11 protein-coding genes, 1 pseudogene and 1 riboswitch are annotated in these 12,830 nt (G+C 73.0%); of the genes and pseudogenes, 10 read left to right on the top strand and 2 right to left on the bottom strand.

The features are described 5' to 3' along the window. The coding region (locus tag G3I42_RS30700; RefSeq protein ID WP_239096785.1) for an AAA family ATPase at positions 1-643 on the bottom strand (643 nt) is incomplete at its 3' end. A gap of 243 nt (positions 644-886) precedes the next feature. Beyond that, positions 887-990: riboswitch (glycine riboswitch) on the top strand. A 144-nt stretch (positions 991-1,134) separates the two neighbouring features. On the opposite strand from G3I42_RS30700, the gene gcvT reads away from it, so the two are divergent. The 5 genes from gcvT (at position 1,135) to G3I42_RS30675 (ending at position 8,597) form a co-directional block, all read left to right on the top strand. Then, positions 1,135-2,268 (top strand): glycine cleavage system aminomethyltransferase GcvT, encoded by a 1,134-nt coding sequence (gene gcvT / locus G3I42_RS30695; protein ID WP_164290986.1) that lies wholly within the window; start codon positions 1,135-1,137, stop codon positions 2,266-2,268. Positions 2,269-2,411: 143 nt separating this feature from the next. Beyond that, a complete protein-coding gene (gene gcvH / locus G3I42_RS30690) occupies positions 2,412-2,795 on the top strand; it encodes a glycine cleavage system protein GcvH (RefSeq protein WP_164290985.1) in 384 nt (127 codons plus the stop codon). 63 nt (positions 2,796-2,858) lie between these two features. Continuing rightward, positions 2,859-4,127 carry a serine hydroxymethyltransferase gene (gene glyA / locus G3I42_RS30685; RefSeq protein WP_164290984.1) on the top strand — a complete coding sequence of 423 codons (1,269 nt, stop codon included), beginning with the start codon at positions 2,859-2,861 and terminating at the stop codon, positions 4,125-4,127. 179 nt (positions 4,128-4,306) lie between these two features. Beyond that, the gene (locus G3I42_RS30680; protein WP_164290983.1) at positions 4,307-5,674 is read left to right on the top strand and encodes an L-serine ammonia-lyase; all 1,368 of its coding nucleotides are present in this window, start codon (positions 4,307-4,309) and stop codon (positions 5,672-5,674) included. A gap of 169 nt (positions 5,675-5,843) precedes the next feature. After that, on the top strand, positions 5,844-8,597 hold the full coding sequence (locus tag G3I42_RS30675) for a SpoIIE family protein phosphatase (protein WP_164290982.1): 2,754 nt from the start codon (positions 5,844-5,846) through the stop codon (positions 8,595-8,597). 120 nt (positions 8,598-8,717) lie between these two features. On the opposite strand, the gene G3I42_RS30670 is transcribed toward G3I42_RS30675, so the two are convergent. Continuing rightward, positions 8,718-9,074 carry a PRC-barrel domain-containing protein gene (locus G3I42_RS30670; RefSeq protein WP_164290981.1) on the bottom strand — a complete coding sequence of 119 codons (357 nt, stop codon included), beginning with the start codon at positions 9,072-9,074 and terminating at the stop codon, positions 8,718-8,720. A gap of 205 nt (positions 9,075-9,279) precedes the next feature. On the opposite strand from G3I42_RS30670, the gene G3I42_RS30665 reads away from it, so the two are divergent. From G3I42_RS30665 to G3I42_RS30645, 5 genes and pseudogenes are all read left to right on the top strand, one after another. Further along, positions 9,280-10,149 carry an STAS domain-containing protein gene (locus tag G3I42_RS30665; RefSeq protein ID WP_164290980.1) on the top strand — a complete coding sequence of 290 codons (870 nt, stop codon included), beginning with the start codon at positions 9,280-9,282 and terminating at the stop codon, positions 10,147-10,149. After that, positions 10,146-10,523, top strand: a complete 378-nt coding sequence (locus G3I42_RS30660; RefSeq protein ID WP_009068791.1) for an STAS domain-containing protein — start codon at positions 10,146-10,148, stop codon at positions 10,521-10,523. The genes G3I42_RS30665 and G3I42_RS30660 overlap by 4 nt, the downstream gene beginning before the upstream one ends. Continuing rightward, positions 10,520-10,942 (top strand): anti-sigma regulatory factor, encoded by a 423-nt coding sequence (locus G3I42_RS30655; protein ID WP_164290979.1) that lies wholly within the window; start codon positions 10,520-10,522, stop codon positions 10,940-10,942. The genes G3I42_RS30660 and G3I42_RS30655 overlap by 4 nt, the downstream gene beginning before the upstream one ends. 80 nt (positions 10,943-11,022) lie before the next feature. Then, positions 11,023-12,051, top strand: coding sequence for an ATP-binding SpoIIE family protein phosphatase (locus tag G3I42_RS30650; protein WP_164290987.1), 1,029 nt, complete (start codon positions 11,023-11,025; stop codon positions 12,049-12,051). Between the two features lie 224 nt (positions 12,052-12,275). Next, positions 12,276-12,830, top strand: a pseudogene (locus tag G3I42_RS30645) (iron-containing redox enzyme family protein); the annotation flags it as partial.

The following is a 12,830-nucleotide window of genomic DNA, read 5'->3' as shown; positions in this document are numbered from 1 at the left end:
CGGCCCGCGTGCGCAGCCGGTGCGCGGCCCTGCGGTGGCGGGCGAAGGCGTAGCGGCTCACCTCGCGGCCCCGGGCGCGCTGCCCGGCGCGGGCGAGTGGCGGGGAGACGTCGAGGAAGAGCAGGTGGAAGCGGGTGCCGCGGCGCCGGGCGGCGAGGGCGAGCAGGGCGCGTACGAAGGGCAGCGTCCCGCAGTCGTGGACGAGGAGGCTCTCGTGCGTGGTGAGCGCGGCGCGCAGCAGGACGCGGTAGTGGTCGAGGCGGACGAGCGGGCGGTACAGGGCGTAGGGCAGGGCGGGCAGCCTGGCGGCCCAGCGTTCGCGGGTCTCCTGGGAGTCGATGGTGCGGGTGGTGGCGAGGCGGGTCAGGAGCGTCGACTTGCCGCTCCCGGGGAGCCCGGAGACGGCCACCAGGTCGCCCTCGGCGAACCGGAGCCGCCGGGGGGCGTACGGGGCGGCCTCGCGCAGGTCCAGAACGCGGGGCGCGGCCTGCCGTACGGGCGCGTTCCCGGCGTACGGGGCGGTTCCCCCGGTACCGCCGTCCGCGTCCGCATCCGTGCCCCCGCGCGGCCCCGCGTCCCCGTCCTGCCTCGTACCGTCCCGCTCCCCCGCCCCGTCACGTTCCGTGCCGGTCTGCTGCCGCATCGCGCTTCCTCCCCCGTGCTCGCGGTCCGCCCGCCGCGCACTCCCCCAGAGTAAAGAGAAGGTAATGCGGACTACCGGGACAGTGCCCAGCCGGGGGGTGCGGGAACCCCGGCGTGACGCACCTCGCCACCGGGGGGCGGGATGCCCCTTCTGTCGCCCGGGGCGGCGTGCGATGATGGCGGCGATCCACCGCTTTCCCACAGCTCGACGACCCGTGAGCTGGACAACCTCATACCGGCCGCTTGAATCCGCGCGGGAGAGTCCCGGGAGCCGCACAGCCGCTCCGGGGCGCCGAAGGAGCAAGTCCCTCCCTTGAATCTCTCAGGCCCCGATACCGCGCGGGCGAGGCACATCTGAAAAGCGGGCCGGGCGACCGGCCCCACCCACGGTGCAAGTCCGCCCGCCGCGCGCGGGTCATGGCGAACCTCTCAGGTCCCGATGACAGATGGGGAGGAAAGACCTCGCCCGTCTCGTCCTTGGGAGCCGACCGCATGAGCACGCCCGAAACGCCCCTCCGCAAGACCGCGCTCGACGCCGCGCACCGCGCGCTCGGCGCGACGATGACCGACTTCGCCGGCTGGGACATGCCGCTGCGCTACGGCAGCGAGCGCGAGGAGCACACGGCGGTGCGCGAGCGCGCCGGGCTCTTCGACCTCTCCCACATGGGCGAGATCACCGTCGCGGGTCCGCAGGCCGTCGACCTGCTCGACTTCGCGCTCGTCGGCAACATCGGCTCGGTGAACGAGGGCCGCGCCCGCTACACGATGATCTGCCGGGAGGACGGCGGCATCCTCGACGACCTCATCGTCTACCGCACGGCCGCCGACACCTACCTCGTCGTCGCCAACGCCTCCAACGCGCAGACCGTCCTCGACGCGCTGCGCGAGCGCGCGGCCGGTTTCGACGCCGAGGTGCGCGACGACAGGGACGCGTACGCGCTCCTCGCGGTGCAGGGTCCGGCCGCCGCGCGCATCCTCGCGAAGATCACCGACGCGGATCTGGACGGGCTGAAGTACTACGCGGGCCTGCCGGGCTCCGTCGGCGGCGTCGCGGTCATGATCGCGCGCACGGGCTACACGGGCGAGGACGGTTTCGAGCTGTTCTGCGCGCCCGCGGACGCGCCGAAGCTGTGGGGCGCGCTCTTCGCGGCGGGCACGGAGTTCGGGATGGTGCCGTGCGGGCTGGCCTGCCGGGACACGCTGCGGCTCGAAGCCGGGATGCCGCTGTACGGGCACGAGCTGAGCACCGCGCTCACGCCGTTCGACGCGGGCCTCGGGCGCGTCGTGAAGTTCGAGAAGACGTCGAACGAGGGTCGTTTCGTCGGCCGTGCGGCGCTGGAGGCCGCGGCCGAGAAGGCCGCGAGCACGCCGCCGCGCAAGCTGGTCGGACTGATCGCGGCGGGGCGCCGGGTCCCGCGCGCGGGGTACGCGGTCGTGGCGGACGGGCAGGTCGTCGGCGAGGTCACCTCGGGTGCCCCGTCCCCGACGCTCGGCAAGCCGATCGCGATGGCCTACGTGGACGCCGCGCACGCGGCGGCGGGCACGGAGGGCGTCGGCGTCGACATCCGGGGCAAGCACGAGCCGTACGAGGTCGTGGCGCTGCCCTTCTACAAGCGGCAGAAGTAAGGCTTACGGGGCCGACGGGCGGGTTCGCGCGCGGTGCGGCAGTGCGCGCGGCGTCGTCCCGTACCCGTGTGCCCCGTCCCCGTACCCCCGAGGTACCTCCCCCCTTTCCCCAGCACACCCCCGCGTACAGGAGAATTCAGGCCATGAGCAACCCCACGAACCTGCGGTACAGCAAAGAGCACGAGTGGCTGTCGGCCGCCGCGGACGGCGTCTCGACCGTCGGGATCACGGCGTACGCCGCCGGTCAGCTCGGTGACGTCGTCTACGCGCAGCTCCCCGAGGTCGGCGACAGCGTCGAGGCCGGTGAGACCTGTGGCGAGCTGGAGTCGACGAAATCGGTGAGCGACCTGTACTCGCCCGTCAACGGTGAGGTCACCGAGGTCAACGCGGATGTCGTCGAGGACCCCTCGCTCGTCAACTCGGCGCCCTTCGAGGGCGGCTGGCTCTTCAAGGTGCGGGTGAGCGAGGAGCCGGGCGACCTGCTGAGCGCCGAGGAGTACGCGGCATTCTCGGGCTCCGACGACTGACGACGCCGACGACGCCGCGCGGTCCGCGCGATCGCGCTCCCGAACTCGATAGGGACTGAACTCTTGTCTTCGCTCCTCAACACCTCGCTCCACGCGCTCGACCCCGAGGTGGCCTCGGCGGTCGACGCCGAGCTGCACCGTCAGCAGTCGACGCTGGAGATGATCGCCTCCGAGAACTTCGCGCCCGTCGCCGTCATGGAGGCGCAGGGCTCGGTGCTCACCAACAAGTACGCCGAGGGCTATCCGGGCCGTCGTTACTACGGCGGCTGCGAGCACGTCGACGTGATCGAGCAGCTCGCGATCGACCGGGTCAAGGCGCTCTTCGGTGCCGAGCACGCCAACGTGCAGCCGCACTCGGGCGCGCAGGCGAACGCCGCCGCGATGTTCGCGCTGCTCAAGCCGGGCGACACGATCATGGGCCTGAACCTGGCCCACGGTGGTCACCTGACCCACGGCATGAAGATCAACTTCTCCGGCAAGCTCTACAACGTCGTCGCGTACCACGTCGACGAGGAGACCGGCCGGGTCGACATGGACCAGGTCGCCGAGCTGGCCCGCGAGGCGCGGCCGAAGCTCATCGTGGCGGGCTGGTCCGCGTACCCGCGTCAGCTGGACTTCGCGGCGTTCCGCCAGATCGCGGACGAGGTCGGCGCCTACCTCATGGTCGACATGGCGCACTTCGCCGGGCTCGTCGCCGCCGGTCTGCATCCCTCGCCGGTGCCGCACGCGCACGTCGTCACGACGACGACGCACAAGACGCTCGGCGGCCCGCGCGGCGGTGTGATCCTCTCGACGGCCGAGCTGGCGAAGAAGATCAACTCGGCGGTCTTCCCCGGTCAGCAGGGCGGCCCGCTGGAGCACGTGATCGCGGGCAAGGCGGTGGCCTTCAAGGTCGCGGCCACCGAGGACTTCAAGGACCGCCAGGCGCGGACCCTGGAGGGCGCGCGCATCCTCGCGGAGCGCCTCGTCGCCGCCGACGTCACCGAGCACGGCGTCTCCGTCCTCTCCGGCGGTACGGACGTGCACCTCGTCCTCGTCGACCTGCGCCACTCGGAGCTGGACGGCCAGCAGGCCGAGGACCGCCTCCACGAGGTCGGGATCACGGTCAACCGCAACGCGGTCCCGAACGACCCGCGTCCCCCGATGGTCACCTCGGGTCTGCGCATCGGCACCCCGGCGCTCGCGACGCGTGGTTTCGGCGCGGCGGACTTCACCGAGGTCGCCGACATCATCGCCGAGGCCCTCAAGCCCGGGTACGACGCGGCGAAGCTCCGCGCCCGGGTGACGGCGCTCACCGAGAAGTACCCGCTGTACCCGGCGCTGGGCGCCTGAGTCCGGTTGCGCCCACGGGGGCCTTTTCGCCCCTTTCCGGCCCGTCCCGCACACTGGGGAGTGACCCCGGCGTGCGGGACGGGCCGCGCGCCCCCCGTACCCCCCTTGTCTTCTTCGTTCTTCCGCACGTCCCCCCGTTCCCGGACGGACAACGGCGTCCGTCTTTTGAGGAGTGTCCCGTGGCCATCTCGGTCTTCGACCTGTTCTCCGTCGGCATCGGCCCCTCCAGTTCGCACACGGTGGGCCCCATGCGGGCGGCGCGTATGTTCGCCCGCCGGCTCAAGAACGAGGGGCTGCTCGTGCCGACCGCGCGGGTGCGCGCCGAGCTGTTCGGCTCGCTCGGCGCCACCGGGCACGGGCACGGCACCCCGAAGGCGGTGCTGCTCGGCCTGGAGGGCGCCTCGCCCCGTACGGTCGACGTCGAGCAAGCCGACGAGCGCGTCGAGGAGATCCGTACCGGCGGGCGGATCGCGGTGCTCGGGGCGCACGAGATCCCGTTCGACTACGACGAGGACCTGCTCCTGCACCGGCGCGAGGTGCTGCCGTACCACGCGAACGGCATGAAGATGTTCGCGTACGACGAGAGCGGCGCGCTGCTCCTGGAGAAGACGTACTACTCGGTCGGCGGCGGTTTCGTCGTGGACGAGGACGCGGTGGGCGAGGACCGCATCAAGCTCGACGACACCGTGCTGAAGTACCCCTTCCGCACGGGCGACGAGCTGCTGCGGCTCACCCGCGAGACGGGGCTCTCGATCCCGGCGCTCATGCTGGAGAACGAGAAGGCGTGGCGCACCGAGGACGAGATCAGGGCCGGGCTCCTGGAGATCTGGCGCGTCATGAAGGACTGCGTGGCGCGCGGCATGTCCCGCGAGGGCATCCTCCCCGGGGGCCTGAAGGTACGCCGCAGGGCGGCGGCCTCGGCGCGTCAGCTCCGCGCCGAGGGGGAGCCGCTCGCCCGCGCGATGGAGTGGATCACGCTCTACGCGATGGCGGTGAACGAGGAGAACGCGGCGGGCGGTCGCGTCGTGACGGCGCCGACGAACGGCGCGGCAGGCATCATCCCCGCGGTCCTGCACTACTACATGAACTTCGTCCCCGGCGCGGACGAGGAGGGCGTCGTGCGCTTCCTCCTCGCGGCGGGCGCGGTCGGGATGCTCTTCAAGGAGAACGCGTCGATCTCGGGCGCCGAGGTCGGCTGCCAGGGCGAGGTGGGCTCGGCGTGCTCGATGGCCGCCGGAGCGCTCGCGGAGGTCCTGGGCGGCAGCCCGGAGCAGGTCGAGAACGCCGCCGAGATCGGCATGGAGCACAACCTGGGCCTGACCTGCGACCCCGTCGGCGGCCTCGTCCAGATCCCCTGCATCGAACGCAACGGCATGGCCGCCGCGAAGGCCGTCACGGCCGCCCGCATGGCCCTGCGCGGCGACGGCAGCCACCTCGTCTCCCTCGACAAGGTCATCAAGACGATGCGCGACACGGGCGCCGACATGTCGGTCAAGTACAAGGAGACGGCCCGGGGCGGGCTGGCGGTGAACATCATCGAGTGCTGAGGGGGCCGGGAGGCGGGGGCGGCGGGGGACTTCGGCCGCCGGGCGCGTGGGGGCGCGGCGCGTTCCGCCGGGTGCGTGAAGGCGCGGCGCGTACCGCCGGGTGCCCGGAGTCCGGGGGTGCGCGGAGTGCCGCCGGGGTGGGGGCGGGCGGGGGCGTTACAACTGGTCCATGCGCGCGACACGAGTCCTCCGGCCTGTGCGGGCTCTGTTCCCGCGCCGCCCCCACAGCCTCGCCGGGCAGGTCTTCGTCCTCCAGTTGCTCGTGATCGTCGTGCTCGCGCTGCTGATGGCCGCCGGGTACGTGCGCGAGGTGCACTCCCGGGCGACGCGTGAGGCGTACGACCGCTCCCTGGCCGTCTCCGAGACCTTCGCGAACGCGCCGGGCACCGTGGCGGCGATGAGCTCGCGCGATCCGAGCGCGGTCCTCCAGCCGAGCGCCGAGGACGTGCGGAAGAAGGCGGACGTGACGTACGTCGTCGCCTTCGACCCGCGCGGAATCCGGTGGAGCCATCCCGATCCCTCCCTCATCGGGGGACGGGTCTCGGGAGACTTCGCGCCGGCGCGCTCGGGCCAGCCGTTCCAGGAAACCTTCGACAGCACCTTGTTCGGGGAGGCCGTCGACACGACGACCGCGGTCCTCGACGGACGGGACCGGATCGTCGGCTTCGTCTCCGTGGGCATCAAGCTGCACACTATCGACCAGGTCGTCGTCGGCCAGCTCCCGCTCCTCGGCTGGCTGTTCGCGCTGGCGCTCGCCCTCGCCGTCGTGGCGACCGCGCTGGTGAGCAGGCGGCTGCGCTCACAGACGCACGGGCTCGGGCCCGGCGGTATGACGCGGATGTACGAGCACCACGACGCGGTGCTGCACGCCGTGCGCGAGGGCGTCGTCATCGTCGGCGGGGACGGGCGGCTGCTGCTCGTCAACGACGAGGCGCGCCGGCTGCTCGGCATGAACGGCGAGGAGGTGACGGACCGGGACGTGCACGAGGTGGGCATGGCGCCCGGCATCGCCTCGCTGCTGGCCTCCGGGCACGCGGTCAACGACGAGATGCGCGCCGTCGGCGACCGGCTCGTCGCGTTCAACCAGCGCCCGGTGAGCGAGGGCGGCAAGGGGCGGCAGGGCTCGGTGGCCACGCTGCGGGACACGACCGAGCTGCGCGAGCTGGCGAACCGGGCCGATTTCGCCCGCGACCGCCTCCAGCTGCTGTACGACGCGAGCGTACGGATCGGGACGACGCTCGACCCCGCGCGCACCGCCGAGGAGCTGGCCGAGATCGCCGTGCCGCGCTTCGCCGACTACACGACCGTGGAACTCCTCGAACCGGTGCTGCGCGGCGAGGAGCCGACGCTGGCGGGCACCGAGATGCGCCGGGTCGCGGTCGCGGGTCTCCGGGACGACCACCCGCTGCTCCCGGCCGGGAGTCTCATCGACTTCCTCCCCGGCAGCCCCGTCTCGGACGCCGTCCGGACCGGGCGCGCGAAGTTGCGGACCGATCTCAGGGGCTCCGCCGAGTGGCACACGTATGCCCCCGAGGATGCCCAGGACGTCCTGGACTTCGGCATCCACTCACTCGTCTCGGTGCCGCTGCGGGCCCGCGGCGTCGTCCTGGGCCTGGCGATCTTCTGGCGCTCGGAGCAGGCCGCGTTCACCACCGAGGACGTCTCGTTCGCGGAGGAGCTGGCCGCCCGCGCGGCCGTCGCCGTCGACAACGCGCGCCGGTTCACGCGCGAGCACTCGATGGCCGTGACGCTCCAGCGCAGCCTGCTGCCCCGGGCGCTGCCGGAGCAGTCGGAGCTGGAGGTGGCGTACCGGTACCTGCCCACGAAGAAGGGGGTCGGCGGGGACTGGTTCGACGTGATCCCGCTCTCCGGGGCCCGGTTCGCGCTCGTCGTCGGGGACGTGGTGGGGCACGGGGTGCACGCGGCGGCGACGATGGGGCGGCTGCGCACCGCCGTGCACAACTTCTCCGCGCTCGATCTCGCCCCCGACGAGCTGCTCGCCCATCTCGACGAGCTCGTGGCGCGGATGGACGAGGACGAGGACAACGCCGAGTCGCCGGGCGGCGACGATCCCGCCGTGACCGGGGCGACGTGCCTGTACGCGGTCTACGACCAGGTCAGCGGGGTGTGCGCGGTCGCGCGGGCCGGGCACCCGGGGCCCGCGCTCGTCACGCCGGACGGAGTGGCCTCCTACCCCGACATCCCCGGTTCGCCGCCGCTGGGCCTCGGCAGCGGGCTGCCCGTCGAGAAGACGGACCTGGTCCTGCCCCCGGACAGCCTGTTCGTGCTCTTCACGGACGGGCTCGTCAAGGACCGGGAGCGGGACATCGGTACGGGGCTCGCCCTGCTGCGCGACACGCTCGCCGTGCCGGGGCGCGGGCCCGAGGCGACGTGTGCGGCCGTCATGGACCGGCTGCTCGTGCCGGAGCCGGCCGACGACGTGACGCTGCTCGTGACCCGTACCCGGCGGATGTCCCCCGAGCGGATCGCGGAGTGGGACATCCCCGCGGACCCGGCGGCCGTCTCGCGGCTGCGCGGCGAGGCGCTGGCGCGGCTGGACGCGTGGGGGCTCGAAGACCTCTCGTACACGACGGGGCTGATCACCAGCGAGCTGGTCACCAACGCGATCCGCTACGGCGCCCCGCCGGCCCGGCTGCGGTTGCTCCACGACGTGTCGGGGCTCATCTGCGAGGTGACCGACAGCAACAGCACGGCGCCGCATCTGCGGCGGGCCAAGAGCAGCGACGAGGGCGGGCGCGGGCTCTTCCTGGTCGCGCAGTTCGCCGACCGCTGGGGCACCCGCTACCTCAACCGCGGCAAGGTGATCTGGACCGAGCAGTTCCTGACGAACGGAGGCGGTCAGGCCGAGGAGCAGGACGCCGACACCCTGCTCGACCAGTGGTCGGACGAGGACCTGGGGTGAGGGGCCGGGGCCGGGGCCGGCGTCCGGGGAGCGGCGCGCCCCCGTCCCGGCCCGGGCCGTCGTGAAGCGTCCGGGAAAGCGGCGCACCTCACGTTCCGGCCCGGACCGTGGGAGCGTGGGTCACACGGCGCCGCCGCGCCCGTAGTGGGAGCCCAGCTCGGTGCGGTAGCCGGGGTCCGCGAGGTGCTTGTCCTTGTCGAACTCCGGGGCGGACTTGATCTCGTCCTTGGTGCGGCTGACCGTCACCGTCTTGTTCTCGTGGTCGATGCCCGTGAGGGTGCCGGCCGGGAGGAGGACCTCCTTGCCGAAGATCCAGACGCCGGTGTCCACGACGATGTACTGGCTGTCGACGTCCGTCGAGTGCTTGTCGACCTTGCCTATGTGGCCGTCGCGGGCCTCCACCTTGTAGCCGACGATCTCGGCGTCCGCGTAGTTGGTGACCTCGGGGCCGTAGTTCCACAGGTTGCTGTCCGTCATGGTTTCTCCCGTCTCCGGGGAACCGCCGACCGCGGTTCCGCTGCGTGAAGGCGGGTGCCCTTCACGCCGTCCGGCACGCATGCGAATATTTGCCGTACGACAATGATCAGGGGTTTACCCGCCGTCCGGGCGGGTCGGCGTAGGGTCGGTGACTCAGCCGGGGGCGTGGTCCTCATACCCGTGACGCCGAGGAGGAAGCGAGCCGATGGCGACTGCCGGGAGCGTGGAGAGGCTGGCGGAGCTGCTGGCCGGTGAGCAGGAGCGGCTCACCGCGGAGTGGGTGGAGCGGGCGTTGCCCCCGCTCCAGGGGCGCGTGAGCGCGCCCGAGGTGGGGCAGGAGCTGCGCGAACTGTACGCGGCCGTGCTCGGCGCGCTGCGCGCCGGCTCGCTCGACCACCGCGCCGAGCCGTACACGGAGGTGCGCGGGCTGCTCGTGGAGCTGTCGCGCAACCGGGCCCGGCAGGGCTTCACACCGACCGAGACGGCGCTCGGCGTCTTCCTGTTCAAGGAGGTCGTGCAGGCGGAGCTGTCCGGTTCGCGGGCCGATCTGGACGTCTTCCTCGACTTCTCGCGGCTCGTGGACGGTCTCGGGCTCTTCACCGTCGAGGCGCACGCCACGACGCGGGAGGCGATCATCACGGCGCAGGCCGAGCAGTTGCTCGAACTGTCCACCCCGGTGGTGAAGGTGTGGGACGGCGTGATCGCCGTGCCGCTCGTCGGGACGCTCGACTCGGCCCGTACGCAGGTCGTCATGGAGAAGCTGCTGCAGGCGCTCATCGACCACAACTCGACCCAGGCGATCATCGACATCACCGGGGTCTCGGCCGTGGACACGCAGGTCGCCCAGCACCTGCTGAAGACGGTCGTGGCGGCGCGGCTCATGGGCGCGGAGTGCACGATCTCCGGTATCCGGCCGCAGATCGCGCAGACCATCGTGGGGCTCGGGATCGAGTTCGGCGACATCGTCACGAAGTCCTCGCTCGCGGACGCGCTCGCGCACGCCCTGCGCCGTATCAAGGCGGACCGCGAGGCGGACGAGGCGGACGGCTCGATCATGTCGGGGGGCCTGCTGTGAGCGAACGCGTCCCGATTCTGCGGATCGGCGGGACGCTCCTGGTGCCGATCCAGGTCGAGCTGGACGACCAGAGCGTCCTCGATCTCCAGGAGGATCTCTCGGAGGAGATCGTGCGGACGGGGGCGCGGGGCGTCGTCATCGACATCTCGGCGCTGGAGATCGTCGACTCCTTCGTGGGGCGGATGCTCGCCACGACGGCCGCCGTCTCGCGCGTGCTCGACGCGGAGACGGTCGTCGTCGGGATGCGTCCGGCCGTCGCCATGACTCTCGTGGAACTCGGGCTCTCGCTCGGCGGCGTACGCACCGCGCTCGATCTGGAGCAGGGCTTGCGTGTGTTGCGCCGCGCGGGACGGACGGGTCCGGAACGCGGATGACGAGTCCTCAGCCGGCGCCCGCGCCGACGCAGACGATGACCATCGCCACCAACAACGACGTGGTCAAGGCCCGTCAGCTGGTGCGCACGCTCGCCCAGGAGAGCGGGCTCTCCCTGGTGGAACAGACGAAACTGGTGACGGCGGCGAGCGAGCTGGCCCGCAACACGCTCGTCCACGCGGGGGGCGGCGAGCTGCTCGCGAGCCGGGTCAGCGCGGGCGGGCACGAAGGGGTACGGCTCGTGTTCCGCGACGACGGGCCCGGGATTCCCGAGCCGGAGCTCGCCCTCACCGACGGCTGGACCTCGGGGGACGGCATGGGGCTCGGGCTCAGCGGTTCGCGGCGCCTCGTCGACGATTTCGCCCTGGACACCTCGGTAGGCGAAGGGACGACGGTTACGGTGACGAAGTGGGCGCGATAGAGGGGCCGCACGGACAGCGGCCGTACGGGCAGGGGCGGTACGAGCAGGGACGGCAGGGGCGGCGGGTCGACGCGTACGACATGCCGCCCGCCGAGGACGTGGCGTGGCTGCGCGTGGACGTCGCGCTGCCCGCGGCGGCGCGCAGCGCGGCGGCACAGCTGTGCCACCGGCTCGGTTTCGGGGCGCGGCGCACCTCGGAGGTCGCGCTCGCGGTCACCGAGGCGGCGACGAACCTCCAGCGGCACGCGGGGGACGGTTCGCTGCTGCTGCGCCTGGTCCGGACGCCCGACGAGGCCGCGCTCGAATTCCTCGCGCTCGACAGCGGGCCCGGCATGTCCGACGTCGCGTACTCGCTGCGCGACGGGGCCTCGTCGGCGGGGACGCTCGGCGTGGGACTCGGCACGATCGGGCGGCTGGCGGACAGCTTCGGCATCCACTCGCTGCCCGGCCGCGGGACGGTGCTCACGGCACGGTTCTGGCCGGACCGCGAGCGGGGGCCGCACCGGCCCGAGCCGCTCGTCGCGGGGCTGACGCGGCCGATCAGCGGCGAGACCGTGTGCGGGGACGCGTGGGCGGCGCGCCCGGTGGACTCCTCCGACGAGGGGCCCGGGTCGGTCCTCGTGATGATGTGCGACGGGCTCGGGCACGGGCCGCTCGCGGCGCGGGCCGGGGAACTCGCCGTCGAGGCGTTCCGCACCACCGCGGCGGCGGAGCCGGACGAGGTGCTGCGCGTCCTGCACGGGGCGCTGCGGGGCGGGCGGGGCGCGGCGGTGGGGGTCGCGCGGCTCGACCTCGCGACGCGGCGCGTGCGGTTCTGCGGTGCGGGGAACATCAGCGCGTACGTGATCGGCGAGGGGCGGCGGCGCTCGCTCGGGTCGGCACCGGGGATCGTGGGGCACCAGTTGCCGCGGCTGCGGGTGTTCGAGGAGGCCGTGGCGGGGGTGGACGGGACGCTCGTGCTGCACTCGGACGGGTTGACGTCGCGGTGGGAGCCGGGGGATTTCCCGGGGTTGTTCGCGATGGCGCCGTTGACGGTGGCGGGGCAGATCTTCAACCAGGCGGGGGTCCGTCGGGACGATGGGGGGGTGGTGGTGGCGCGGGTTCCCTGACGGGAGGCGGGGGTGGCCTTGCGGCCGGTCGCCTCGCGGGGCTCCGCCCCGGGCCCCGGATTCGGGGCTCCGCCCCGCGCCCCGCTCCTCAATCGCCGGAGGCGCTGGAATGTGGGCTGAGGTCGAGATTTCGGGCTGGGGTTTCGTGTTTCGCGGAAGGGCTCTCGTCCCGCGTGCGGGTCGCCCGAGTGGTGCGGGGCGGGGTGGGGACGCAGGGTGGGGGGATGACGACGGTGACGGGTGGAGTCGGTGGGGGGCGGCAGGAGCCGCCGGAGCTTCCGGAGGCGCGGGGGGATCTCTCCGCGCACCTGCTCACGGCGCTGCGGGCGGGGCGGGACGCGCCGCCCTGGGGGCCGCAGGCGGCGCGGGTGGACCCGCTCGGCGAGGACCTGCAACTCGCGCTCTTCGTCCTCTACGGGTTCCACCGCGGCGGCTGGGCGGGGCTGGGGCCGAGCGCCGAGTGGGAGCCGCTGCTGCTGGGGCTGCGCCGCCCCCTGGAGCGCCGCTTCCTGGAGGCGCTGCGCGGGCTGACGCGCGGCGCCGAGGACGTCTCCGCGGCCTTGGCCGATCTGCTGGTGCGGCCCGAGGGCGGCGATCCGACGAGTGTGAGCGGCACGCTGGAGCGGGACGGGAAGCCGTGGCAGATCCGCGAGTACGCGGTGCTGCGGACGCCCGCGCGGACCGCCGAGGACGACGGGCCCGCCTGGACGCTGCCCCGGCTGCCCGCGCGCCCCCGGGCCGGGCTCCTCTCGCTCCTGCACGCGCGCGCCGGGCACGGG

It is taken from the genome of Streptomyces sp. SID11385, assembly GCF_010548245.1.
Classification (GTDB): Bacteria; Actinomycetota; Actinomycetes; order Streptomycetales; family Streptomycetaceae; genus Streptomyces.
Note: the sequence above shows the minus strand (reverse complement) of the source record. Positions and strands in the feature narration are given on the sequence as shown.

What these genes read in the sequence shown, in the direction of transcription:
- gcvT (WP_164290986.1), top strand. Translation starts at nt 1,135, where the DNA reads ATGAGCACGCCCGAAACGCCCCTCCGCAAGACCGCGCTCGACGCCGCG.
- gcvH (WP_164290985.1), top strand. Translation starts at nt 2,412, where the DNA reads ATGAGCAACCCCACGAACCTGCGGTACAGCAAAGAGCACGAGTGGCTG.
- G3I42_RS30675 (WP_164290982.1), top strand. Translation starts at nt 5,844, where the DNA reads ATGCGCGCGACACGAGTCCTCCGGCCTGTGCGGGCTCTGTTCCCGCGC.
- G3I42_RS30670 (WP_164290981.1), bottom strand. Translation starts at nt 9,074, where the DNA reads ATGACGGACAGCAACCTGTGGAACTACGGCCCCGAGGTCACCAACTAC.
- G3I42_RS30665 (WP_164290980.1), top strand. Translation starts at nt 9,280, where the DNA reads ATGGCGACTGCCGGGAGCGTGGAGAGGCTGGCGGAGCTGCTGGCCGGT.
- G3I42_RS30655 (WP_164290979.1), top strand. Translation starts at nt 10,520, where the DNA reads ATGACGAGTCCTCAGCCGGCGCCCGCGCCGACGCAGACGATGACCATC.
- G3I42_RS30650 (WP_164290987.1), top strand. Translation starts at nt 11,023, where the DNA reads ATGCCGCCCGCCGAGGACGTGGCGTGGCTGCGCGTGGACGTCGCGCTG.